At 37.4% G+C, this 23,886-nt stretch carries 24 protein-coding genes; 9 read left to right on the top strand and 15 right to left on the bottom strand.

Going from position 1 to position 23,886, the window contains the following annotated elements; genetic code table 11:
• Positions 1-16: 16 nt before the first annotated feature.
• Together MMB69_RS18170 and MMB69_RS18165 are read right to left on the bottom strand one after the other, a co-directional pair.
• On the bottom strand, positions 17-1,504 hold the full coding sequence (locus MMB69_RS18170) for an aldehyde dehydrogenase family protein (protein ID WP_277448144.1): 1,488 nt from the start codon (positions 1,502-1,504) through the stop codon (positions 17-19).
• A gap of 133 nt (positions 1,505-1,637) precedes the next feature.
• Positions 1,638-2,225: a TetR/AcrR family transcriptional regulator gene (locus MMB69_RS18165; protein WP_013081888.1), complete on the bottom strand. Its 588-nt coding sequence runs from the start codon at positions 2,223-2,225 to the stop codon at positions 1,638-1,640.
• 595 nt (positions 2,226-2,820) lie between these two features.
• Between MMB69_RS18165 and MMB69_RS18160 the strand changes: the two genes are divergently transcribed.
• From MMB69_RS18160 to MMB69_RS18150, 3 genes are read left to right on the top strand one after another with little or no spacing between them, the layout of a single operon-like run.
• Complete coding sequence (locus MMB69_RS18160) at positions 2,821-3,684, top strand: glycine betaine ABC transporter substrate-binding protein (RefSeq protein ID WP_014461435.1); 864 nt, start codon at positions 2,821-2,823, stop codon at positions 3,682-3,684.
• A 35-nt stretch (positions 3,685-3,719) separates the two neighbouring features.
• Complete coding sequence (locus tag MMB69_RS18155) at positions 3,720-4,925, top strand: quaternary amine ABC transporter ATP-binding protein (protein ID WP_013081886.1); 1,206 nt, start codon at positions 3,720-3,722, stop codon at positions 4,923-4,925.
• Positions 4,918-5,763 carry an ABC transporter permease gene (locus MMB69_RS18150; protein ID WP_013081885.1) on the top strand — a complete coding sequence of 282 codons (846 nt, stop codon included), beginning with the start codon at positions 4,918-4,920 and terminating at the stop codon, positions 5,761-5,763. The genes MMB69_RS18155 and MMB69_RS18150 overlap by 8 nt, the downstream gene beginning before the upstream one ends.
• 38 nt (positions 5,764-5,801) lie before the next feature.
• Here MMB69_RS18150 and MMB69_RS18145 read toward each other — a convergent pair whose 3' ends face one another.
• Both MMB69_RS18145 and MMB69_RS18140 read right to left on the bottom strand, forming a co-directional pair.
• The gene (locus MMB69_RS18145) at positions 5,802-6,575 is read right to left on the bottom strand and encodes a class I SAM-dependent methyltransferase (protein WP_115653121.1); all 774 of its coding nucleotides are present in this window, start codon (positions 6,573-6,575) and stop codon (positions 5,802-5,804) included.
• A 64-nt stretch (positions 6,576-6,639) separates the two neighbouring features.
• On the bottom strand, positions 6,640-7,758 hold the full coding sequence (locus MMB69_RS18140; protein ID WP_277448142.1) for an AbrB family transcriptional regulator: 1,119 nt from the start codon (positions 7,756-7,758) through the stop codon (positions 6,640-6,642).
• Positions 7,759-7,898: 140 nt separating this feature from the next.
• On the opposite strand from MMB69_RS18140, the gene MMB69_RS18135 reads away from it, so the two are divergent.
• The gene (locus MMB69_RS18135; RefSeq protein WP_277448141.1) at positions 7,899-8,771 is read left to right on the top strand and encodes a LysR family transcriptional regulator; all 873 of its coding nucleotides are present in this window, start codon (positions 7,899-7,901) and stop codon (positions 8,769-8,771) included.
• Positions 8,772-8,847: 76 nt separating this feature from the next.
• On the opposite strand, the gene MMB69_RS18130 is transcribed toward MMB69_RS18135, so the two are convergent.
• The 10 genes from MMB69_RS18130 to pdxR form a co-directional block, all read right to left on the bottom strand.
• The gene (locus MMB69_RS18130) at positions 8,848-9,021 is read right to left on the bottom strand and encodes a hypothetical protein (protein ID WP_277448140.1); all 174 of its coding nucleotides are present in this window, start codon (positions 9,019-9,021) and stop codon (positions 8,848-8,850) included.
• Between the two features lie 94 nt (positions 9,022-9,115).
• Positions 9,116-10,084: a tripartite tricarboxylate transporter substrate binding protein gene (locus MMB69_RS18125; protein WP_277448139.1), complete on the bottom strand. Its 969-nt coding sequence runs from the start codon at positions 10,082-10,084 to the stop codon at positions 9,116-9,118.
• 24 nt (positions 10,085-10,108) lie between these two features.
• Positions 10,109-10,780, bottom strand: coding sequence for a response regulator (locus MMB69_RS18120; RefSeq protein WP_221785278.1), 672 nt, complete (start codon positions 10,778-10,780; stop codon positions 10,109-10,111).
• A gap of 27 nt (positions 10,781-10,807) precedes the next feature.
• The gene (locus MMB69_RS18115; protein WP_221785279.1) at positions 10,808-12,397 is read right to left on the bottom strand and encodes an ATP-binding protein; all 1,590 of its coding nucleotides are present in this window, start codon (positions 12,395-12,397) and stop codon (positions 10,808-10,810) included.
• A 153-nt stretch (positions 12,398-12,550) separates the two neighbouring features.
• Entirely contained in the window at positions 12,551-13,855 is a 1,305-nt protein-coding gene (locus MMB69_RS18110; protein WP_028407583.1) for a CitMHS family transporter, read from the bottom strand.
• 328 nt (positions 13,856-14,183) lie between these two features.
• Positions 14,184-14,747, bottom strand: a complete 564-nt coding sequence (locus tag MMB69_RS18105; protein WP_074679049.1) for an ImmA/IrrE family metallo-endopeptidase — start codon at positions 14,745-14,747, stop codon at positions 14,184-14,186.
• A gap of 228 nt (positions 14,748-14,975) precedes the next feature.
• Positions 14,976-15,386 (bottom strand): CBO0543 family protein, encoded by a 411-nt coding sequence (locus MMB69_RS27325; RefSeq protein WP_371906090.1) that lies wholly within the window; start codon positions 15,384-15,386, stop codon positions 14,976-14,978.
• A 482-nt stretch (positions 15,387-15,868) separates the two neighbouring features.
• Entirely contained in the window at positions 15,869-16,501 is a 633-nt protein-coding gene (locus tag MMB69_RS18100; RefSeq protein ID WP_221785293.1) for a fumarylacetoacetate hydrolase family protein, read from the bottom strand.
• Positions 16,502-16,795: 294 nt separating this feature from the next.
• Positions 16,796-17,731 carry a homocysteine S-methyltransferase gene (mmuM, locus tag MMB69_RS18095; RefSeq protein ID WP_269870491.1) on the bottom strand — a complete coding sequence of 312 codons (936 nt, stop codon included), beginning with the start codon at positions 17,729-17,731 and terminating at the stop codon, positions 16,796-16,798.
• A 134-nt stretch (positions 17,732-17,865) separates the two neighbouring features.
• Complete coding sequence (gene pdxR / locus MMB69_RS18090; protein ID WP_277448138.1) at positions 17,866-19,278, bottom strand: MocR-like pyridoxine biosynthesis transcription factor PdxR; 1,413 nt, start codon at positions 19,276-19,278, stop codon at positions 17,866-17,868.
• A gap of 96 nt (positions 19,279-19,374) precedes the next feature.
• Here pdxR and MMB69_RS18085 point away from each other — a divergent pair, with 96 nt between their 5' ends.
• Positions 19,375-19,845, top strand: coding sequence for a GNAT family N-acetyltransferase (locus MMB69_RS18085; RefSeq protein WP_269870489.1), 471 nt, complete (start codon positions 19,375-19,377; stop codon positions 19,843-19,845).
• Between the two features lie 229 nt (positions 19,846-20,074).
• The gene (locus tag MMB69_RS18080) at positions 20,075-20,275 is read left to right on the top strand and encodes a YolD-like family protein (RefSeq protein ID WP_074893948.1); all 201 of its coding nucleotides are present in this window, start codon (positions 20,075-20,077) and stop codon (positions 20,273-20,275) included.
• Between the two features lie 76 nt (positions 20,276-20,351).
• Here the strand turns inward: MMB69_RS18080 and ltaS are convergent, their stop codons facing one another.
• Positions 20,352-22,280 (bottom strand): lipoteichoic acid synthase, encoded by a 1,929-nt coding sequence (gene ltaS / locus MMB69_RS18075; RefSeq protein WP_269870488.1) that lies wholly within the window; start codon positions 22,278-22,280, stop codon positions 20,352-20,354.
• Between the two features lie 393 nt (positions 22,281-22,673).
• Between ltaS and MMB69_RS18070 the strand changes: the two genes are divergently transcribed.
• The 3 genes from MMB69_RS18070 (at position 22,674) to MMB69_RS18060 (ending at position 23,683) form a co-directional block, all read left to right on the top strand.
• The gene (locus MMB69_RS18070) at positions 22,674-22,856 is read left to right on the top strand and encodes a YolD-like family protein (protein ID WP_013081871.1); all 183 of its coding nucleotides are present in this window, start codon (positions 22,674-22,676) and stop codon (positions 22,854-22,856) included.
• 148 nt (positions 22,857-23,004) lie between these two features.
• Positions 23,005-23,223, top strand: a complete 219-nt coding sequence (locus MMB69_RS18065) for a helix-turn-helix transcriptional regulator (RefSeq protein WP_013081870.1) — start codon at positions 23,005-23,007, stop codon at positions 23,221-23,223.
• Positions 23,213-23,683: a DUF2178 domain-containing protein gene (locus tag MMB69_RS18060; protein ID WP_221785284.1), complete on the top strand. Its 471-nt coding sequence runs from the start codon at positions 23,213-23,215 to the stop codon at positions 23,681-23,683. Before MMB69_RS18065 ends, MMB69_RS18060 begins: the two co-directional genes overlap by 11 nt.
• The last annotated feature ends 203 nt before the right edge of the window (positions 23,684-23,886 follow it).

The raw sequence follows: 23,886 nt of genomic DNA, 5'->3' as shown, positions 1-23,886 counted from the left end.
CGCTCCTTCTCTACTTTTAATTTTTAAACCAGCCGATTGGCTCTACTTGTAAATTAATATTAATTTGTTTTACTTCTTGAAATTCTTCCAATCCAAACGTGCCCAGTCCTCGACCAATTCCGCTCTGCTTATATCCGCCCCAAGGCGCTTCGTTAAATGTAAAATGATACGTGTTCACCCAAGTGATGCCCGCACGAAGCTTTTTAATCACTCGAAGAGCTTTTGCACCGTCGGTTGTAAACACACTGCCTGCTAAACCGTATTCCGTATCATTTGCAAGCTTAATAGCTTCTTTTTCGTCTTTAAACGTTTGAATAACGACAACAGGCCCAAAGATTTCATCTTGCACAATTTTCATATGTGACGTAACGTTACTAAAAACCGTAGGTTCTACAAAGAATCCTTTTTCCAATCCACTGCTGGTGATTCGATTGCCTCCGCATATAAGGCGAGCGCCTTCTTGCTTTCCAATTTCGATGTACTTTAATACTTTTTTCATATGTTCTTCACTTACAAGAGGGCCCATTTCAATCTCTTGATCCATTCCATTTCCTACTTTAATTTTTTGAGCACGCTCTGCAAAACGTTCGATAAATCTCTCAGCAATGCTTTCTTCTACTAAAATACGAGAACCTGCAGCGCAAATTTGGCCGCTACCTGCAAAAATTCCAAATAAGGCATAATCTACAGCTGTTTCAAAATCAGCGTCAGCAAATATAATGTTCGGTGACTTTCCTCCAAGTTCTAAAGAGACTTTCGTTACATTCTCTGCTGCTTGACGCATAATGTGTTTTCCTGTTACCGTTCCGCCTGTAAAGGAAATCTTATCAACACGCTTATCTTGAATAAGCGTATTTCCCACAGTATCTCCGGCTCCCATAACAAGGTTTGCTACTCCTTTTGGCAATCCTACGCTTTCTAAAATCTCAAAAAGTTTTGTAGGAGTAACTGGTGTCACTTCAGAAGGTTTAAATACAATCGTATTTCCTGCAGCTAAAGCAGGTGCAATTTTCCACACGCTCATCAACAGCGGATAATTCCAAGGTACAATCAGCCCGCACACCCCGATTGGTTCTTTTATAACCATTGCTTGCATAGGTGCAGGAACACTGTACGTTTGACCGTCTGGTTTTGTAATCAACCCAGCGTAATACCTAAAACAAGCAGCTGCATCTTCCACATCAGCCTCAGCTTCACGATAGGGCTTTCCGTTATCCATTATTTCTAGCGCTGCTAATTCCTCTTTCGCTTCCTCAAGCTTATCGGCAATTTTGAATAAGATGGCTGCTCTTTCAGATGCAGAAGTCTCAGACCAAATTCCGCTGTCAAAGGCTTCCCGTGCTGCTTCAATTGCTGCTTTCATATCTTCTGCGCTGCCTTCTGCAGCATATCCAATTACTTCACCTGTCGCTGGGTTAACAGTAGAGCGCTGCTTCTCTGCTTTTCTCCACTCTCCGTTTATGTACATATTTAAAGTTAACGTTTTAACGGCTGTACGATCCATAAGATACCTCCTTATTAAATAACGACTGATTGTCAGTCATTTTAAAAGAAAAAACTTATATTTCTGATAACTCATTATATATTTTGAATGAATGTCAGTCATTTTGATAGGTGTAATATCAGCAGCGCTAATATTACACGGATGGCACAAGAGAACGCTTTAAGAATTGAAAAAGTTCTTCCTTCGATTGTTCAAGTGTGACATCTTGCTCTCGCCCGATATAAAAAAGTTCAGCAGCGTTTTCAATTAAATTGATCATCGTTTTAGCTGTCCATTTAACGTTAAGCTGTTTGATGACTTCTTCTTTTTTCACAGCCTCATTTAATACCTCTTCAAACCAGTTGTAATAAGGTAAATAAATAGCTTCCCATGTTTCTAATGAATAGTCAAAAGCGAGCCCCGAATAGCATAAAACAAGAACATCTCTATATTCATCTGTTGTTTTATACGTTTCGTCAATCATTACCTCTAATGTACTTAAAAAATTTGTTGCTGTTTTAGCTCTTTCTTTAATTTTTTCAAGCGACAAAGAAAGTAAGTTTTCTGCAATAGCAGGAACAAGGGCATTTTTGGATCTGAAATAAAGATAAAAAGTTCCTTGAGCTACGCCTGCACGCTTTACAATGTCTGAAATTGACGTTTTATCAAGCCCCTTTTCAGATATAACTTCAATCGCTGCCTGTAAGATTTTATCGTATTTTTCACTTGTGCTTGTAACCAACTCTTTCCCTCCACCTATAAAATGAATGACTTTCATTCATTTTACTATAAGCAACGCGAATTATGCAAGATAAAATTTTCTGAATCTTTAAATTTAATTAAAAAATCGATCGCATGCCGGCTTCAAAAATATTTTTTTATTTTATCATTTTACCCTCGCTCTTTTTATATGTCTCACTGTTATTTTTCTTCCTTTTACAATTCAAGGTAAAAGCTGATGCAAAGCTCTTTAATCAACTATTTTTCCTGAAAAATAACTTTATTAAAAAGATACTTTTTCGTATATATTTATACGGCTTAATTGCCTGATTACTCTTGACTTGAAGTTGACGGAGTAAAAAAAAGAGTGATAACATGTAAGACTGATTCTACAGTCACTTATTTTATCCATTTATTTCCCATAATTTCTCTTAACTACGATGTACATTTTTAGCTAAAAATAACTTTGCAACGCCGAAAAATCACCCACTCTATTTCACATTTTATATTTTCTATGTTTATCACCTAAAAAAACCGGGTATACACTTCGTTGTGTTTAGCATCCGTTCTACATATCAGTCATATTGATTTAAAACTTTATAAAGGAGTTACATTGCATGAAGAAACTATTTTTAATCAGCATGATTTGTTTTCTTCTAGTTATTACTTCAGCTTGCGGCAACGGTAATGGCGCCTTTAAAGATAAAAAAACCATTACCATCGGCATGAATAACTATACTGAAAACATTGCCTACACGTACGTATGGAAACAGATTTTAGAAGATCAAGGTTATAAGGTTAGAACTGTTTTCTTAGAGAAAGCCGGTGTTTGGGTAGGAACAGCTAATGACGACATTGACATTTCGTTTGCACCATGGCTTCCTACAACAGATGCGCCTTTTTACAAAAAGTATAAAGATCAAGTGAATATCGAAGACCCTTGGCTTAAAAACGCACGCTTAGGATTTGCAGTTCCCGCCTACATGAAAGATGTGAACACAACGGAAGACCTTGCTAAGGTTGCTTCTGATGTCGATAACAAAGTTATTGGAATTGACCCAGGCTCCAGCATTAACGGATTAGCCGAACAGGCGTTAAAAGATTATAACCTTAAAAGCTATACGCTTGTAAAATCGTCTGAGGCAGCTATGCTCAGTGAACTGCGCAAAGCCTATGATGCCAAAAAACCAATTGTTGTTACTATGTGGAATCCTCACTGGGCTTTTGCAGACTTTGACATCAAATACTTAAAAGATCCTAAAAATTCGTTTGGAGACCCTGACAACATTTACACAATGACAAGCAAGGAATTTAAAAAGACAAATCCTCAAGTCATAAAATGGATGAATAATGCACAGATGAACGATAAATTAATCAGTCCTCTTCTGTCACAAGTTGAAAAATCTTCAAACCCTGAAGAAGCAGCACAGAAATGGGTAAAAAAACATAAAAAGTTAATCGACAGTTGGACGAAAGAGTAATGAACGTAAAAGAAAACAACAATTGAGGTGGACATATGGAACACGTAAAATTAAAAGTACAAAATATAACCAAAGTGTTTGGTAAGAATCCGTCAAAAGCGATTGATTTACTTCAAAAAGGAAAAACAAAAAAAGAAATTTTAGAAGAAACAGGAATGACAATTGGAGTTAATCAAGCAAACTTCGAAATCAAGTCCGGTGAAATCTTCGTCATTATGGGCCTGTCCGGAAGCGGTAAATCCACTTTAGTTCGCATGTTTAACCGCCTTGTTGAACCAACGTCTGGATCTCTTATTTTAGACGGTGACGATGTAGTAAAAATGAACAAAGAGGAACTTCGCGACATGCGCCGAAAAAAAATGAGCATGGTTTTCCAAAACTTTGCCTTATTCCCTCACCGTACGGTTCTTGATAACACAGAATACGGATTAGAAGTTCAAGGTACACCAAAAGCCGAACGTGAAAAGAAAGCAAAAGAAGCGCTTGAATTAGTAGGTTTAAAAGGATACGAAAATCAATATCCCGGTGAACTGAGCGGCGGTATGCAGCAGCGTGTCGGACTGGCCAGAGCACTTGCCAATGACCCTGACATTTTATTAATGGATGAAGCATTCAGTGCACTAGATCCCCTTATTCGTAAAGACATGCAAGATTTTTTACTGGAGCTTCAAGAAAAAATGGAGCGTACAATCATTTTTATTACCCATGATCTTGATGAAGCTCTTCGAATTGGAGATCGCATCGTATTAATGAAAGACGGCAGTGTTGTTCAAGTAGGAACACCCGAAGAGATTATGACAAACCCTGCCAATGATTATGTCGAGCGCTTTGTGGAAGACGTTAATGTAGCTAAAGTATACACAGCTGAAAGCGTGATGAATCGTGCCGAATCCATTACCGTAGACCGAGGTCCGCGTGTAGCTCTTAAAATTATGCAAGAAGCTGGTTATTCAAGCATCTACGTCGTAGACAAGAAAAAAACTCTTCTAGGAGTTGTAACGGCAGATGATATTAGCCGTGCGATTAAACAAGATAAACTGACAGCAGACGTATTAGATACGGATATTCCAACTGTTACAACAGATACGCTACTAGAAAACTTGTACGACAAAATGGTTATCAGCCGTTTTCCGCTACCGGTTGTAGATGAAAACCATCGTCTGCGCGGCATCATTAAAAAAGAACGAGTGATTGAAGCACTCGCCGGTACTGATAGTAATGAGGTGAACGTAAATGAATAGTATTCCTAAAATTCCCGTTGGCAATTGGATTGACCATTTTGTCACGTTTTTAAATGATAATATCAAAGGTTTTTTTGATGTTATTTCAGCTATTGTCGATGGTATTGTAAGTTTTATTGTACTAGTGCTAACCTTTCCACCAGCATTAATTTTAATCTTAATTGTCGGAATCATTGCTTGGTTTTCAAGTAAAAAATGGTCATTTACTATTTTATCGATGATTGGTCTATTATTTATTCTTAATCTTGGCTACTGGCAAGAAACAATGGACACACTAGCCCTCGTTTTAACAAGCGTATTAATTTCAATTATAGTAGGAATTCCGCTTGGCATTTGGGCATCTCAAAGCGAAAAGACAGCTCGGATTATTACGCCAATCTTAGACTTTATGCAAACGATGCCTGCATTTGTTTATTTGATTCCAGCACTTTTCTTCTTTGGAATTGGTGTGGTACCAGGTGTTATCTCATCTGTGATCTTTGCAATGCCTCCGACGATTCGCTTAACGAACCTAGGTATTCGTGAAGTACCCGCTGACTTAGTAGAAGCAGCAAATGCCTACGGTTCAACAACAAAACAAAAATTATTTAAAGTACAGCTTCCATTAGCTACAAAAACAATCATGGCCGGAATTAACCAAAGCATCATGCTATCTCTTTCAATGGTTGTTATTGCCTCTCTTGTAGGTGCTCCGGGACTTGGTGCGGAGGTATATCGTGCAGTTTCTCGACTTGAAGTCGGCACGGGCTTTGAAGCTGGGATTTCAATCGTTATTTTAGCGATTATTTTAGACCGTATTACGCAATATTTTGGAAATCGTTCAAACCAACGAGCATAAGTAAAAAAAGAAGCCAACTCCGGTGAGTTGGCTTCTTTTTATTTATTTTTGTAACACGCTACAAAGATTGCTTCTCCTTGAAACGATTCAATTCCCTGTTGATTCGTTTTGATGTCGAAAAACTGTTTAAATCCGCTTGGTATATTCAGCATATATTGAGTAAGCTCACGCTTTGTCTCTTCCGGAACATTCATCATCCCGCACCAGTCATCAAATAAAAAGCGCTTTGGAAAAGTTGTCAGCACTTCTGTACGGAATCCTTGCATTTCAAGCATAGAAAGCCACTCTGTTTTTTTATAAGCACGATAATGGCTTGGATCTCTTGTCTTTTCAACTCGATTATAAAACTCGTCATAAGCATTCACTTCCGGTGCTACATTATCAATGAGCAAGAACTGTCCGCCTGGCTTTAACACTCGGTATACCTCTTTGATGAACTGTTTAATATTAGGAAAATGGTGCGGTGCAATTCTGCACGTTACCGTATCAAACTCGTCATCTTGAAACGGCATATCCTCAGCATCTCCTTGAACAAACGATACATTTTCATGACCATTTTCTTTAATGAAGCCTTCAGCACTTTGCAACATTTGAGGAGTTAAGTCAAAAGCCGTTACTTCTTGAAAGACAGGTGCTAGCTTATTTGCCACGTGTCCTCCTCCTGTTGCTACATCAAGCAGCTTTCCCCCTCTATTTTCTTCAGCAATTTCCGCTAAAACAGCTAAATCTTTGCCTTTTGCATGACCTTTACTTTTGACGTACTTTCCAGCATTCCCCCCGAACTGACTGACCACCATTTCTTTATTACTCATCTATTCTCCCCCATTTCTCTCTTTAAAACTCACCCTTACTTTGCCTAGTGCATTCACATATTTATTATGAAACGTGTGAATGTATTCTTTTTCTTTCTCCCCACTGATGAAACATGCGAAACAGCGGGGGAAGAAGAAGCCAAATGGTTAAAATTCGAAGCACTTGGACCGCTACTACTAACGTCGAATCAGCCTGCAGTACAATGGATGTAGTCGCCATTTCTGCAATGCCTCCAGGAGCAAACGCTAAAATAGACGTGATAAGCCCGATTCCAGTTATTTTGGAGACTACTAATGCACATACGAACATAGCGGCGATTAAGCCGATTGTATTAATAAGCCCGACAACCATAATTTTTTTTACGCCAATAAACATTTCTTTATGAAAGCGAGAACCAATGCTTGAAGCAATAAAAATTTGCGATAAAATCATCACAGAATGAGGCCAGTATGCTTGAAGATTATAGCCCACGTACGATGAAGCAGCTGTTTGAACAATCGCAACAGTAAGCATTCCTCCTACTAACCAAGGAGCAGGAAATTTTAGTTTTTTTCCTATATAATACCCTACTACTGCTGTAACGATTAAAACGCCTGTCCATAACAGTGATCCCCATTGAAAAACACTTGGAGTAACTGACACTGCATGCCGTCCTGTATTACTTCCCCAATAGACCACAAATAAAGGAACAGCAAGCACAACTAAAAACACGCGCATCGTTTGAATAATGCTTACAACTGCCGTATTGGCTCCTACCTCTTCAGCCATACCTGGCATTGCGCTCATTCCACCCGGAGTCGTACCGAAAAAGCTTGTTAATAAGTCTGTGGAACTGAACTTCCATAGCAAATAACCGGATAAAAGAGAAAATACAACAGACAGCAAAAGCATGATCGTAATGGTGGACCAGTGAGATTGAAACGTAGTCAACACAGACAAGTTAATCTTTTGACCTAATTCAATCCCTAAAATACATTGTCCAGCGTACAGCCAATATTTTGGAATACCTTTTTTGCTTGTTTGAGATAAAAAACGCGGCTTTCGAAAAGCTAGAATAGCAGCTAAAATGAGGGTCCCAAGCATCCAGCCAATGGATAAGCCTGTTAACGATAAAAGAAATCCTCCCACGCTTGTTAATGAAATAAAAAGTATAGATTGTAAAAAAATAATTCTTGCGTTCATATCTACTTCCTTCCTTCTACAAGGCTTTTCTTTCTTACACCGAACATTCTTCTTCTTAACTATAGTATAATTTTAGAGATAATTAAAATATCGAAATTTTATTATAAACCATTCATTTTTTTTATTCCTGGAGGGATAGTATGGACGATCGAGATTGGCTTGTTCTACAAGTGTTGTATCGAGAAAAAAACATTACAAAAGCAGCCAAGGAGCTGTTTATCTCTCAGCCTGCGCTTACGCATAGACTGCAGCAGATGGAAAAGGAATTTCATGTTCAGATCGTGAACAGAGGACGCCGCGGAGTTCAATTTACACCGCAGGGAGAATATTTAGTGAAGTGCGCAGAAGAAATGCTGCTTACGGTTCAAAAAATAAAAGAAAATGTGTTAAACATGGATGATCAATTAACCGGTACTTTACGTCTAGGAGTGTCTAACTTTTTTACTGACTACAAACTCCCTGGACTATTACGCTTATTTAAAGAGCGATTTCCTGACGTTGAATTCAAAGTCACGACCGGATGGAGCAGCGACATGGCCCACTTACTTTATAAGCACGATGTTCATATTGCGTTTGTAAAAGGGGATTATAACTGGCAAGATCAGAAAGAGCTGCTTTTTAAAGAAACAATTTGCATTGCGTCTGCACAGCCTGTCGACATAAACAATCTTCCCAATCTACCTCGAATTGATTATCATCAAGATCGTTTTTTAAAAACATCCGTTGATAACTGGTGGGCTGAAAATTACTCTCAGCCTCCCCTTGTCAGCATTGAAGTAGATAAAGCAGAAACATGCAAAAAGATGGTTGTAAACGGACTCGGTTATGCGATTTTGCCGAGTATGCTGCTTGATGACGCAGCAGAGATTTACAGATACACGTTAAAAACAAAAGACCAGCAGCCTTTAACGCGCAGCACATGGATGTTTTATCATGAAGATTCCTTAAAAATTAACATCGTAAAAGCTTTTATTGAGTTTATTCAAAACTTAGATTTAAAAGATGTACACTGATAGAAAGAGGTTTAGACATACCGAAATGAATCTAATTCTAAAGACGAACAAATGGGATATATGAGCTGAACTGCTTTTAACACCGCAGTTGATTTCCGTGCAAGACTTCCTTTCCGCGGGCGGCCGGTGAGCCTCCTCGTCGCTCACGCTCCTGTGGGGTCTCACCTGTTCCGCTTTTCCCGCAGGAGTCTTCGTCTGCCCTCCAATCAGCTACTAGAAGGAACGAAACAGATGAAACTATGCTCACCAAAACAAAAAAACGAACCAGTAATCAAAAGTCTTGATCAATGGTTCGTTTTTCATTTCGTCTAAAATCCTTTTATCCCAACCTCTTTCTATTGTATTTATTCATCATTTGTTCCGCCCATTAAGTCAGAATACAGCTTGCTTTGCTGTTCAAGAAAGACTTTAGCACCGCTGCTATTTTTATAAAAAGAGGTTAAATCGTTATCTTTAAGCAGCTGTTCCCATTCTTTTGTATGAACCATTTCATACACTGTCTTATTCCAATATGCTACCTGCTCTTTGGTCATATTAGGCGGTCCCATTAGACCTCTCCAATGGCTAAATGTTACGTCAATTCCCGCTTCTTTCCACGTTGGGATCTCTTTTAACTCTTCTAACCTTCTGGGAGAAGAAACGGCGAGTATTCTTACCTGCCCTTGTTCATACTGCTTTTTTACTTCTGATAATGACATAGGTGCTACATCTAGCTGCTGATGAACGAGCGCATCGATCACTTTATGACTGCTGTTGTAAACGAAGAACTCAAGCTTGGAAGAGTCTACGCCTGCTTTTTTATTCAGCTGCATGAACGATAAATGATCGTCGTTTCCTAAGCGAGGTGATATTCCCACTTTCATGCTGGATTCACTTTGATTTAACGTGCGTATGAGCTGTTTTAAATTATATATAGGAGAGTTAGAAGGAACTACGATGACCTCCCATTCAGATGTTAAAATAGCGAGCGGAGTAAAGTCTTTATAGGTTAATTGACTTTGCCCCAGCAAATTATTTGTAATCAGCAAGCTGGAATTTCCGGAAACAATATTCCCTTCTTTTCTCTGTTTAATATATTTCCATCCTTCTTCACCTTGCCCGCCTATTTTATTACTAACAGAAACGGGTACCTTCACAATCTTCTTTTCCGTTAGCACTTGTTGAATGGCTCTTACTGTTGCATCTGCTCCTCCGCCTTTTGCACCGGCTGCCACAATTTCAATTTCTCCCATATCAATACGATCTTTTTTAGAGGGTGAAGAACAGCTAACAAGCAATACACTTATAAACACTATCATGAGCTTTTTAATCATATATATCATCCTTCAAGGCTAATGCTACGCTAAATAGTACTTGCGCTCCGGCCGTCCAATAATCCCATAATCATATTCAACGTGACATTCACCAGTTGATACTAGATACTCTAAATATCGTCTAGCTGTCGTTCTAGATACTCCCATGTGCTGCCCCATCTCTTCGATCGTAATTCCTTTGATGCTTTTTAAAATATCTTTTGACTTTTGTAATGTGATACCATCAATACCTGAAGGAAGAGATTTATCCGCTTTTGGCTTTGTTCTGACATGTCCAAAGTACGCATCAATAAATGATTGATCAACTTCTTCATGCGTACTAAACAGCTCCTTTTTCTCTTGATACTGTTTAATAGCATTAATGAAGGATTCCATCATAACCGGCTTAATCAAATAATTAACGACGCCGTTTCTCAAACAGATTTCTACAATGTTTTTTTCTGTTGCAGCCGTTACCACGATAACGTCAACTTGTGGAAACTGCGCTCTGATTTTCGGCAGTAAATCCGTTCCCATTTCATCTGGCATATAGATGTCTAAAAGAAGTAAATCAACTTCCTTCTTCTTTAGCATTTCAAGCGTCTCTTTTGCATTCAACGCTTTACCTACAACTTCTACACCATCTACTTCTAATAAAAATCGCTCTTGAACTTGAGCAATTCGAAAATCGTCTTCTGCAATTGCGACTCGTAACATTTCGACTCTCCCCTTACTTCTCATGATTCAGTTTTTTGGAAGGTAAACTGAAAAAATGGCTCCTCCTTCCGGCTGATTATACACTTCAATAGATCCTCCAAGTTCATCTACCATTTTCTTTATATTTGCCAGTCCGTATCCTCTGTCTGTACCTTTGGTTGAAAAACCTTTTGTAAAAATTTGATTTAGTACTTCTTCTGATATACCAGGTCCGTTATCCATCACTTCGATAATTAAATCATGACCAATATCGGTAATAAAAAACGACACTTCTTTTTCAGACTGCTGACTCACTGCTTCAAATGCATTATCAATTAAGTTCCCAATAATGATAATGAGATGAGAAATTTCAATATGTTCTGGGAGCGTATCGAGTGTACTCTCCGAATCAACCGAAAAATGAATTTTCTTTTCAGATGCTTTTCCAATCTTCCCAAGCAATATTGCTTGGACTTTGGAATCTAATATCTGATCAAATAGAATACGGTTTTGTGTTTGGTGTACGGCTGATTCTTTTTGAATAAACTCAAATGCATCTTTGTACTGCCCTAACTGTAGCAAACCCGACAAAACATACAGCTTATTCGTAAACTCATGCGTTTGAGCTCGTAAATCCTCTGAATATTTTCGTACTTCTGAAATCGTATTGATTAAGCTTTTTAATTCTGTCTTATCACGAAAACTAGCGACCACTCCTACAATTCGCTGATGTTCAATAATGGGTGTTAAGTTTAAGATAAACGTTTTTTCATTCAAAAAAATCTCTTGGTCGCTTCGGGCTATTCCGGTATCTAGCACTTCAATCATATTCGTATAAGGAAATACTTCAATGATATGATTATGTAAATATTCCGTCTGTAGTCCTAGCATATTTTTAGCTGATGTATTCATCATCGTAATAAAGCCTTGATGATCAATAGCAATAATTCCTTCTTTTATCGAAAGTAAAATCGCATTTCGTTCACGGTATAATGAAGCGATTTCATGAGGCTCAAGACCAAGAGTATCTTTTTTAATACTTTTAGCTAAAAAAATACCCCCAATCATACCAAGCAATAAAACAGCTAGTGAAAATAGGATAATTTGCTGAATACGCGTAATGAGCTGAGCATGAACATGAGACTTTAAAAACTCAACCGTCACCACTCCCACGACCTCCGTATACTTTCCGTGACTGATGACAATAGGCGCTTTGCCCATAATTGCAGGACCTGTGGTTCCCTCTCCGTCAAGCGTATAATATCCGCCGAATAATAGTGCTCTATCGTTAACCGCCTCTTTGTTTTTCTTTCCTATCCATTTTTGATTAGAATGAGAATAGATGATTTGCTCACGGTTTTGAACCACAATACTTGCTGCTCCGATTTGTTCCCTCACTTGCTCGGCAAGCGGCTGAATATAGCGACTCGGCTGTTTTTTTTGAAAAGCAGCTTTGACTTCCGGCATAAATGATATTGATTTGGCTGCTTGAAGAGCCAGCTGCTCGGCTTGCCTTTTAGATTCTACAAACTGCATGTAAGAGAAAATACTCGCTAAAAGAACAATAACAGTTATGATTAATGCTGCGGATAAACCTACGATTTTTGTTTGCAGCGATACTTGAAACCATTTTTTCATTTCATCGCACCTTTAGCCTTTACCTTATAGTTCTATTCTTCTTTTATTTTATCAAAATTTTTTGTATATCCGCTCCTTATTCCAAAAGCTTTTTAGACAAAAAAACTTATCAATCCCCAAAGCGGAATTGATAAGTTTTTAGGTTCATGATCTTTACAGCGTAATAACTCCTGTAATAATAGCTACTAAAAGCATCACCATCGCTGTTCCAATCGTCCACTTTAAAGTAAAGCGCTGGAATTCACCAAGCTCGACTTTTGCCATACCGACCAATAGATACGTAGAAGCAACTAAAGGACTTAGTAAGTGAACAGGTTGACCAATCAATGAAGCACGGCCAATTTCTGCAGCATCAATACCGTATGCTGAAGCTGCTTGAGCAATAATTGGTAAAATCCCATAGTAGTAAGCATCATTTGACATAAAGAACGTAAATGGCATACTTGTGATGGCTGTAATCACAGACATGTAAGGCCCTAACGCATCTGGAATTAATCCTACTAAACTATTACCCATTGCATCTACCATTTTTGTACCTGATAAAATGCCTGTGAATACGCCTGCTGCGAATACAAGAGATACAACAGCAAGTACATTACCAGCATGTGCTGTGATACGCTCTTTTTGAACTTCTAAATTTGGATAGTTAATCATGATAGCGATTGCAAATCCAATCATAAATAGAATTTGAAGCGGCATAACTGCTGTGATAAGTCCTACTAATAATAAAGCTGTTAAAGCAAAGTTTACCCATAAAAGCTTCGGACGCTTGTACTCGATTCCTTCAGCGGCTGCTGCTTCTGCAAAAGCTACTTGAGCATTTGTAACGTCTTGAATATCAATAACACCTAAGCGCTGGCGCTCTTTTTTTCCAAAGTAGTAAGCCGTAAATAATAACCAAACAGCTCCACCAATCATGGCTGGAATCAGTGGTGTAAACACCTGTGAAGCATCTAACTTCAATGCACTCATCACACGAGCAGTTGGTCCTCCCCAAGGTGTTAAGTTCATAACCCCGCTACCCATAATCGCGATACAGGCTAAAATCATCGGCTTCATATTTAGCTTTTTATAAAGCGGAAGCATCGCTGAGAGCGTGATCATATATGTTGTTGTTCCGTCTCCGTCTAATGAAATAATAAGAACTAAAATAGCTGTACCAATTGTGATCTTTAGTGGATCACCTTTTACAATTTTCAAAATTCTTCCTACAACTGGATCAAACAAACCAGCATCAATCATAATTCCAAAATATAAAATAGCAAACATTAACATAACGCCTGTAGGCGCTAATTCTTTTACACCATTTAAAGCCATTTCTCCAATATCACTTGTGAATCCCCCTATGATTGCAAACAATACTGGAATAACCATTAAAGCAATAAGCGGCGTTAATCGTTTTGTCATAATCAGAAACATAAATGTACAAACCATCAAAAACCCAAGAATAGCTAACATTATTACCCCTCCTATTTTTGAATCCGCTTTCATAACAGTGGAAGCGATTCGTTTGTATGTATGACCCGCATATGTATGCCAGTTTGTCTATACGATTACAACATCGCTTGTTCACTATTAAGTTGTACCTTAAAACTTTAAAATTTTCTGTTTTTTCTTAAAATAATCATAATTTACAGGAGGGTATAGTGTAAATAATTCGTACTATAAAAACTTTTAAAACTTTATGGGTAATTAAATCCTTTTTGTTCATTGGAAGGATAAAAGAAAGGAAGAGGAAAAAAGATAGGAAAATAAAAAACGGAGAGAGAGGAACTATTCTCATGAATTATTCAATTTGAACTCTAAGAGAATAAGCTCCAGGATGAGGAGTTTTATTCCATTGAGTAAGAGATTCCTCTAAAAATGGAATGTTTTTCAACTTCTTTGTTTGGAACTTTTCTATTTTTGAATATTTCTCTAAAGCATACGTATTAGCAAACATTTCTTGCGTTCTATTTCCTTCTTTTAAAAGTGTTCCATTTGTCATACGATCCACATGATGGCCTAATTCATGCAGAATGATAAAAGCAAATTGATGAGGCTTTTTATTTTTTGTTGTATCGATAAAGACAATCGGACATTCCGTTACTGTATACTTAATATAGTCAATTTCAAACTGAAGTTTGCGCTTCTCTTTTGGAAGGTTATCATTAAATTGGCCATAGTACACGCCTAGCACATCTTTTCCTTGCACCTTTACACTGCCTAAGCAATACACACCTTTTAGCCCATCCCAGTCTTTTTCGTCTGTTACATTAGCAATTTCCTGCAGGGCGGCTTTTTGCTTCGCACTCATGACTCCATGGAACGTTACGCCATGAATTTGGATTTTTTCACTACGCTTAAACATCTTCTTGCCTCCTTTACTAAATTCCTTCTACAACATATTATTTAGCAATAAGTATATTCATTCACAATACATGGTTAAAAACATGAAGTTAATGTCAAGATTCCCGTTTTGATGTTTTTTAACCCTGCTTATATGCTGCTTCATTTATTTTCTATTTTTACTATATTACATATGTAGCCATTAATAAAATATCATTTTTTTATGATTTATCATTACTTTTTTTTATTTCTATTTTTGCTTATCGATAACCTGGAGCCTTCGTATCATTTTTAAATTTAAAACCATTGCTATATAAAGAAACGGATAGCAAAAAAACGAGTATAGAATCTTCCATCCATTATAATAAAACACTTCCGTTTGGGTAGAAATGTACTCAAATAATGTCGTAAGAATTACCCACACTGTAATATATAAAGCTTTTCTAAACAGACTCTTGCCTTGTGGATAAAAATTCAAAAATACACTATTTGTCGCAGGATAAATAAAAATAAAAATTAAAAGATATTCAAAATCTACTCCTTTTGTAAAGAATCCATAAAGATCATATTTAACATCAAGATATATATCTGCTACCGATCCTAAAAACATGACAAACAAAGACGTTGTGTATATTTCTATCCAGCTGATGCGCTTTGGCATAACTAGTACACTCAAAATAGAAATTACCGTTGTAAGGATTAAGAGCACCATAATGAGGACCTCGTTTCCTATAGGAGATAAAAACAGCTTTCCCATTGGTTATTAAATTCATTCTGAAGGCTAAAAAATTAAGACTTCGTAAAAAAAGAGATTGAGGCATAACGAAATCATGCCAATCTAAATACGAACAAATGAGATAAATAAGGTGAACCGCCTGTTACACCTGTGTTGATTTCCGTGCAAGACTTCGCTTTCCGCGGGCGGCCGGTGAGCCTCCTCGTCGCTTCCGCTCCTGCGGGGTCTCACCTGTTCCGCTTTTCCCGCAGGAGTCTTCGCTTTGCCCTCTAATCTACAGCTAGAAGCAAATATATAATCTATGTTCACCATCACAATAAAAAATCCGAACGAGTTGGATTCTCTATCAAGAATCTCGATTCATCGTTCGGATCTTCCTTCAACACTTTTGCCCCAGCCTCTTTTTGTTAACGAAAGGAAATGATGCAAGAACCAAGCTCTTGCTGTCCCCATTTAAGTGAAAGATGATCGTGATGTGAAAGCGGGCCTACTCCCTCAGGGGTACCTGTAAAAATAAGATCTCCTTTATCAAGACCAAAATGTTTTCCTGTAAAATCAATAATCGTTTGTAAGTCAAAAATCAAATCTTTAATATTCCCCAACTGCACGCGTTCATTGTTTTTCACTAGCGAAAAGTCTTTCTTCTTAGATGCTTCCACTCCTTCAAATGGAATAAAGTCTCCCACAACCGCTGAATGTTTGAATCCTTTTGCAAGCAGCCAAGGGTGCTTTTTTTGTTTTAATTCGCTCTGCACGTCTCGAAGCGTCAAGTCTAATCCAATCGTCATCTCGTCAACAAGTTCATCCACTGTTATGCCTTCTTTGTAAGATTGTCCAATACGAAGAATCAGTTCAGTTTCAAAGTGCACCTCCCCTTGGTCGCTAGGAAGAGTGATTGATTGTCCAGCTGCTTCAACAAGAGCGTGAGTAGGTTTGGAAAATAAAAAAGGTGACGTTGGAATATCATTATGTAATTCTTTTGCATGCAGTGCGTAGTTTCGCCCTACACAATAAATATTTTTAATATCTTTCACTTTCATCATCCCTTCTTTCGTTCAAATAAAGATTTTTTAACTTGTATTCTTTTATTTTACAAGAAAAAAAGACTGGGACATAATAAAATGAATCTAATCTAGAGACGGAAAATGGGGATAAATGAGCTGAACTGCTTGTGACACCTCTGCTGATTTCCGTGCAACAGCTAGAAGGACCTGCACACACGAAGCCTACGTTTACCATGACCATAAAAAAACACGAACTCTCTATTTTTGATAGATCGTTCGTGTTTAACGTTAGCGAAACAACTTTTCTCACATTCTCTTTCTTTCAATCCGTTATTTTCTAGCCCATTTTGTAATGCCTTTGATATCATCTGGAGTTGTGCGACAGCACCCTCCGATTAACTGAGCACCTGCTTCATACCAGCTGTGAGCGCTGCAGCCATAGGTTTCGCCTGCAGATGTCCCGTTCCATGTTTTAGATTCAGCATCATAATGCTCCCCTGAATTTGGATACACAATGACTGGCTTATCCGTTTGAGATTTAATTTCTTTAATAAGTGAAGAAATATATTGAGGCGGCGTACAGTTAACTCCAAGAGCCGCTACTTGCTCATAAGAATCCAGATAACGTGCACAATCCGAGATTAATGTTCCGCTGCTAATATGCAGGTCATCTTTTGCGCTGAACGTAATCCATGCGTACGCTCCTTCAAATTCTTCTAGCAGCCTCGCAATGGCTCTTGCTTCCGTTACATTAGGAATGGTTTCACAAGCTAACACGTCTGCTCCTGCTTCAATTAGTGCTTTCATACGAGGACGATGAAATTCCATTAACTCTTCTTCTGTTACGTCATACTGTCCAGTATATTCCGATCCGTTTGCTAAAAATGCTCCGTAAGGCCCTACCGAAGCGGCAACAATTGGTTTTGGACGATTAAGACGATTTTCTTCTTGGTGCCAAAATTCATCTCTTGCTTCAGCCGCAATTTTTACAGATGCTTGAATTAGCTCGCGAGCCTCTGCTTCACTCAAGCCACGTTTAGCAAAACCTTCAAATGTGCTTTGATAACTTGCTGTAATTGCACAGTCAGCTCCGGCTGCAAAGTAGTCTTGGTGCACTCTCTTAATCAGTTCCGGCTGCTCCATCAACACTTTTGCAGACCATAAGCTGTCATTTAAATCACAGCCATATCTTTCAAGTTCAGTTGCCATTGCACCATCTAGTACAATCACAGGGAATGTATGTAAAATTTGTTGGATAGGATTCATTGTTTAATCTAGGGTTGTCCACTAGCAGTTAGCTTCGATTACCCCATCCTCCTTTCAGATAATTTAAAATATATGCAAAAAAGTCTAAAGGACTAGGCAACTTTTGTCAAGAAACCGAAAAAACGAGCATGGATTTATAACCAAGCTTTTCTTAACCGCCTTATTCCTTCTTCTATTTCTTCTTTCCCCAAACTTCCGAAGCCTAACAAAATATGAGGCTTTTGTTTAGGTACTTCCGTAAGCCAATAACGAGAGGTACCGTAGACGGAGACATCTTGCTTTCGAGCTGCGTTAATTAATTGCTGTTCGTTCATATCGTTGTGCACGCGTACAAGTATATGTAACCCTGCATATTCACCTGATATCGTAATGTTTTCGTTAAACTCTTTCTGTAAAGCTGCTAAAAGAGTACCGTGTTTCAGTTGATAAGCAGTTCTCACTCTTCTTAAATGCTTATTCCACTCTCCATTTTTCATTATCAGCCCGAGCGTCTGTTGATGGAGAGTTGGAACAGCTTGCTCGTATAAAGAGAAACGTTCATGATATTCCTTTAGAAGAACTTCAGGTAATACAAGATAGCTGATTCTTAAAGAAGGCATAAAAGATTTTGAAAATGTACCTGTATAAATGACGCGCCCCTTAGTGTCTAAGCTTTGCAATGAAGGGATGGGAGAGCCTTTATAACGAAATTCTCCATCATAATCATCTTCAATAACAAATCCATTGCAGCCATTCGCCCATTTAAGAAGCTCTATTCTTCTTGAAACAGGCATGATCATTCCATATGGAAACTGATGAGATGGTGTAACATAAACAGCTCGTGCTTGGCTATCATAAAGCTCTTGAATGTTTATGCCTTTGTTATTAAGCGACACGGGTTTTAAGGAAAATCCATGCTGCTTAAATACAAAGCTAGCCCCGTCATAACAAGGATTTTCAAAGGCAATATCTCTGATGCTTTGCTTTAACATCTGCGCTAATAAACTGAGTGATTGCTGAGTACCTGCTCCAATAATAATTTGATGTTTTGAACAAACCACTCCTCTTGACTGATAAAGGTACGTCGCAATTTCTTCACGCAGTGATTCTTCTCCTTGACTTTCTTGGTACGTGAACAGAGCTTCTCTATAAGTTTGAAGACTTTCATTGTATCGTTTTTTCCACTCATTCAAGGGAAACAAACGGCTATCAACTTTTCCATACCGAAAATCATAGGTACACGACTTTGTTTCTGAGTGAGGGTGTAAAAATACAGTCGGCTTTCTATCTGTTTGCAGTAAATCAAACTGTGTATTCGTTACGTACAGTCCACTTTTGGGCCTGCTTTCTACATAACCTTCAGCTAAAAGCTGCTGATAGGCCATATCTACAGTATTTCGACTTACGTTTAAGTAATCAGCAAGAGACCGGATAGAAGGCAGTTTGTCATTCACTTCTACCCTGCTGGATACAATTTCTTTTTTTATATATTCATATAGCTGGTGATACAAAGGCATATCACCTCTGCGGTTTAATAAAGGTGTGAACTTCACGCTAGCTCCTTTCATCTGTCCCTACTTTATTTTTCAAATCTGGCTCTTTTAGAGGGGATATATTTCTTTTACTATAAGTGTAGATCATCTGATTAAAAAGGAGAAGATTTAATGACTACTATTACAATTCGTCAAGCTAATGCTGCTGACATGGAAGCACTTATTTTATTAATGAACGAATACATTGTTGATTTTTACAAGCGCCCTCAGCCTACCAAAAAGCAGCTGAGAAATTTGATTAATCACTTGTTTCACCATCCGGATGCTGGCGTTCAGTTTATCGCGACTCAAAATGACGAGGCAGTAGGTTTTTCAACGCTTTATTTTACATTTAGCACCACGCGTGTAAAGCCTGTAGCGATTTTAAATGACTTGTACGTTATAGAAAAAGCAAGAGGACAAAAAATTGGCAAAAAATTATTTTCTACTAGTCACCAGTATACAAAAGAACATCAGTATGCAGCTATGTCTTGGGAAACGGCTTGTGATAATACAAGAGCCCAAACGCTTTACAGAAAAATGGGCGGAAATGTAACGAACGATGAATGGATTCACTATGACATTTCAAACAATATTTTATAATATTCTTCCATCCATAAAGTTTTAACACGTTCTTAACACTCCTTTCATAAATGTGTTTTATGATGAATACGACAAATAAATCAGTTTCTGTATGTATTTGTCACATTCTCTGTTAAAGTTTTCACAAAGTGTTCAAACTTTAAGTGAAAACGCTTTCTATTTTTGTGTATAATAAAAATATGCAAATGAAAATGAATGTTACAGCTCGTTAATCATACACATTTTAAATATGGAAGGAGTTTTAAAAATGATTTTAAAAGCATTAAGAAAAAACGGGGCCGTTACAATTAACTATTATAAAAACGGTTTGCTTCAAACGTTTAAAGGAAAAGTACAGCGCCTAGATTTAACAGACCAAACGCTTTCATTAAAAGATGAACAGCAAAATACTTTCTCTATTCGCTTATCGGGAATTAAAGAAATTTATTGATGAATAGTTTACAGTAAGAAAGAACATGATGTTCATTCTGCTTTGCAGAAGTCATCATGTTCTTTTGATTTTAGCTTTATTTAGCTGGTGTTTCTGTTTCTTCTTTCCCGTACATATATTTCGAAGGGTCGACTGTTTGGAAATCCTTCAGCTTGTGGAAACGAAGTAAGTCTCCATAAAGCACTTGATCAGATAACTCCAGTTCTTTCGCTACCTTCTGTTTATAAGCTTTCATTTGATTATTTTCTTTAAGCGCTTGGCCCGTCTTAGAATCATAATACGTTCCATCCACTAATGTATACTTCGGAGATACGTAGTTGCCATTACGGAATGCCACTACATCATCATGATTTTTAGAAAATAAATCTGTACCAAATTGGATAAATTCTTTGCTGTCAATCCCTACTAAATGAAGAAGAGTTGGCACAACGTCAATTTCTCCACCGTACGTATGATTAACTCCGCCTTTCACTCCAGGAACGTGAATGAATAGAGGTACACGCTGCAGCTGAGCATTTTCATAAGGCGTAATTTCTTTTCCCATTACTTTTTCCATTGCCGCATTATGATTTTCAGAAATACCGTAGTGATCTCCATAAATCATAATTACAGAATTATCATAAAGCCCAGAAGCTTTCAGTTCTTGGAAGAAAGATTGCAATGATTCGTCTAAATAACGAGCCGTTTGGAAATAACGGTCAACTGTTGCATCGCCCGTGTTAGCCGGCTGTATGCTTGCCTCATTGTTTCCAAGTAAAAATGGAAAATGATTTGTTAACGTAATTAAATGCGCATAGAACGGCTGTGGTAAAGACTGCAGCATTGGAACAGATTCTTTAAAGAACGGTTTGTCTTTTAAGCCATAATTAATTTTATTTTCACCCGTCATATTGTAATAACTTGCATCAAAGAACTTATCCACACCGAACTGCTTGTAAATTTCGTTACGGTTCCAAAACGTCTTATAGTCTCCGTGCAGCACAGCGCTCGTATAGCCAGCTTTTTGATCTAAAATAGCTGGTGCTGCCTGATACGTATTGCTTCCTTTCAGTACAAAGGCAGAACCTTGAGGAAGGCCGTATAGAGAGTTGTCCATCATCAGCTCGGCATCTGATGTTTTTCCTTGTCCTGTTTGATGAAAGAAGTTATCAAAATACGTAAAGTCATTTCCATGGGCCAACGAATTTAAGAAAGGTGTCACTTCCTGGCCATTTAATTTGTAATCAATTAAAAAAGACTGAAATGATTCCAAATGAATTTTAATAATGTTTTTCCCTTTAGCTTTTCCAAAATAAACGGCATTAGGCTCCGCATAGTGACTGTTTTTAAAATTAACGACGTTTGTTAAATCATTGCTGCTTGCAAAAGCTCGCTGTTTAGAGTTTTGAGCAGTCTGAACACCGTCATACATCGTATAATTATAGGCGCCTAAATACTTTACTAAATAATTGCGGTCAAAAGTTCGAGATAGAAGCTGCGGGCGATCAATTTCTGCTAATGTTAAGTTGACAGAAAAGACCATGAATCCCAAAGAAAGAATGGTTACAGCATTCTTAACCGATACTTTTTCATTATGCCAGTCAATTTTTTTACTAAAAAAGAAGAAAAGATAAATAATAAAATCGACAAAATAAAAAACATCATGCGCTTTTAATAAATCCATAATGCTTCCGCCCATACTTCCTGCATTACTTGTCTGCAATAGTGTAGGAAGCGTTACAAAATCGTTAAAAAAACGATAATAGAGAATGTTGCTGTATAACAGCAGCGTCATAATGAAACTGCCTGCAAGAATCCAAGCTCCTGCTTTCTTTCCTTTAAAAAATAAGCCGATTCCTAAAAAAATCAGCACTGAACTTACAGGGTTTATGAACAGCAGCATTTGCTGCATTACGCCGCTTACGCCTAAGTTAAATTCAGTTTTATAAGCCACGTACGACTTTATCCACATTAAAACAGCGGCTAATATGAAATAGTGCAGTGGCTTAGAAACGATTCGCTTCATTTTGATTTTCCTTTCTCGATTAGTTTATGAGTAGATTCACAAAGAACATATAGAAAACCTTTATCATTATACTCATAGAAAATGAAAATTAAATGAAATCCTAGCCTTCACAACTATAGATAGATTCTTTAAATTCATCTACTAGTTTACCTAATACCCACAAATAAATAAACTAAAATCACCTTTTTTATCATAAAACCCCTCCTCCCCTCATATACTGTATTCTGTTGCAACACCCGTACTGCAAACTTGTGCATTTTTTCACAATTTATCTACAAACTATTCTCATCTTGCTGTATAATAATAATTCTGCCTTGAGCATTCTCCAAATTCGTATGCTTAAGCCACAGCTTTCTTTTCATAACAGATGCACACATGAAAGGAGATGAATAAATGATTTTAAAAGCGTTAAAGAAAAACAAACATGTAACCGTGAATTATTACGAAAATGGCCTGCTTCAAACCTTCAAAGGAAAAATCCAAAATTTAAACCTAACCGACCAAACCCTCTCCCTACGAGATGAAAAACAAAACATTTTTTCCATTCGTTTGTCTGGCATTAAAGAAATTTATTAACAAAAAAGATCCGGAAGAATTCTTCTAGGATCTTTTTTGTATTTTTTATCCATTACTTATTGAAAAATAATCCAATTGATGTTAAATTAACTTTACATAATGTTAAATCAACTTAACAAATTTATTAAAAAGGCAGCGGGTGATCATATTGACTCTTATTAATCACGTAAAAGAGCTTAGAGCTAAACATGGATATACGCAAGGAGATTTAGCTGAAAAAGTTGGAGCCACTCGCCAAACCATTGCAGCTATTGAAAAGGGAAATTACGTTCCTTCCCTACTACTTGGTTTAACAATTTGTGATGTCTTTCAATTAAAAATGGAAGATGTTTTTACACTTCAAAAGGAGGAGAAAAATGTTGAGTAATGTTATTAAATCTTATTTGTTGAATGTAGTGTCTCTGTTGTGCGTAGGTTGGTTTTTATACGATTTTTTAAGCCTAAATATTCAGTTTAGTGAAGTTATGACCTCCCCTGAACCCCCGTGGGAAATTACTATGTCTATAGGGTCTTTTGCTTCTTTAATTGTTCTTTTAATCGTCTCATTTTTTTACTACCGCGCGCGTAAAAAGACGAAGAACGTGTCGCCTTTATTGTTCCCTTTTGAATTTGCAGAAGAAGATGAACGTGAAAAGATGATAACAGCAGAAGCTTGTAAAAAAGCCTTTGTTTTCCTCCTATTTTCTATTCCTATAGGTGCTATATTAATAGCTTTTTATCCGCTGCTACCTAATTCTTTTAGCTTCTATCCCATTGCCGTTCTTTTGCTTCTTTCTCTTGTGCAGTTAACGGTTTATTACGTATCAATTAGTAAGATTTATCGCTGATTAAAAAAGGTTGTTCTAAAAAGAACAACCTTTTTTAATCTAATAATTTACTGAATTCCCTACAAAAATAATCCAACCTACATCTATTTCACTATTTTTTCATTTTCTCTGTCTATATTGAACTATAACAATTGAACGATGTATGTTACCTTCTACTGCAGTTTTTCTTCAGTGTTCAGTTGCAAAATATGAAAGATAAAAGG

This window comes from Priestia sp. P5, from assembly GCF_029522155.1.
Lineage (GTDB): Bacteria > Bacillota > Bacilli > Bacillales > Bacillaceae_H > Priestia > Priestia megaterium_E.
This window is presented reverse-complemented; position numbering and strand designations above follow the sequence as displayed.

Bases quoted from the DNA above. Each gene is read 5' to 3' on its own strand.
- MMB69_RS18170 (WP_277448144.1), bottom strand. From the start codon at position 1,504: ATGGATCGTACAGCCGTTAAAACGTTAACTTTAAATATGTACATAAAC.
- MMB69_RS18160 (WP_014461435.1), top strand. From the start codon at position 2,821: ATGAAGAAACTATTTTTAATCAGCATGATTTGTTTTCTTCTAGTTATT.
- MMB69_RS18155 (WP_013081886.1), top strand. From the start codon at position 3,720: ATGGAACACGTAAAATTAAAAGTACAAAATATAACCAAAGTGTTTGGT.
- MMB69_RS18150 (WP_013081885.1), top strand. From the start codon at position 4,918: ATGAATAGTATTCCTAAAATTCCCGTTGGCAATTGGATTGACCATTTT.
- MMB69_RS18145 (WP_115653121.1), bottom strand. From the start codon at position 6,575: ATGAGTAATAAAGAAATGGTGGTCAGTCAGTTCGGGGGGAATGCTGGA.
- MMB69_RS18140 (WP_277448142.1), bottom strand. From the start codon at position 7,758: ATGAACGCAAGAATTATTTTTTTACAATCTATACTTTTTATTTCATTA.
- MMB69_RS18135 (WP_277448141.1), top strand. From the start codon at position 7,899: ATGGACGATCGAGATTGGCTTGTTCTACAAGTGTTGTATCGAGAAAAA.
- MMB69_RS18125 (WP_277448139.1), bottom strand. From the start codon at position 10,084: ATGATTAAAAAGCTCATGATAGTGTTTATAAGTGTATTGCTTGTTAGC.
- MMB69_RS18120 (WP_221785278.1), bottom strand. From the start codon at position 10,780: ATGTTACGAGTCGCAATTGCAGAAGACGATTTTCGAATTGCTCAAGTT.
- MMB69_RS18115 (WP_221785279.1), bottom strand. From the start codon at position 12,397: ATGAAAAAATGGTTTCAAGTATCGCTGCAAACAAAAATCGTAGGTTTA.
- MMB69_RS18110 (WP_028407583.1), bottom strand. From the start codon at position 13,855: ATGTTAGCTATTCTTGGGTTTTTGATGGTTTGTACATTTATGTTTCTG.
- MMB69_RS18105 (WP_074679049.1), bottom strand. From the start codon at position 14,747: ATGTTTAAGCGTAGTGAAAAAATCCAAATTCATGGCGTAACGTTCCAT.
- MMB69_RS27325 (WP_371906090.1), bottom strand. From the start codon at position 15,386: ATGCCAAAGCGCATCAGCTGGATAGAAATATACACAACGTCTTTGTTT.
- MMB69_RS18100 (WP_221785293.1), bottom strand. From the start codon at position 16,501: ATGAAAGTGAAAGATATTAAAAATATTTATTGTGTAGGGCGAAACTAC.
- mmuM (WP_269870491.1), bottom strand. From the start codon at position 17,731: ATGAATCCTATCCAACAAATTTTACATACATTCCCTGTGATTGTACTA.
- pdxR (WP_277448138.1), bottom strand. From the start codon at position 19,278: ATGAAAGGAGCTAGCGTGAAGTTCACACCTTTATTAAACCGCAGAGGT.
- MMB69_RS18085 (WP_269870489.1), top strand. From the start codon at position 19,375: ATGACTACTATTACAATTCGTCAAGCTAATGCTGCTGACATGGAAGCA.
- MMB69_RS18080 (WP_074893948.1), top strand. From the start codon at position 20,075: ATGGAAGGAGTTTTAAAAATGATTTTAAAAGCATTAAGAAAAAACGGG.
- ltaS (WP_269870488.1), bottom strand. From the start codon at position 22,280: ATGAAGCGAATCGTTTCTAAGCCACTGCACTATTTCATATTAGCCGCT.
- MMB69_RS18070 (WP_013081871.1), top strand. From the start codon at position 22,674: ATGATTTTAAAAGCGTTAAAGAAAAACAAACATGTAACCGTGAATTAT.
- MMB69_RS18060 (WP_221785284.1), top strand. From the start codon at position 23,213: ATGTTGAGTAATGTTATTAAATCTTATTTGTTGAATGTAGTGTCTCTG.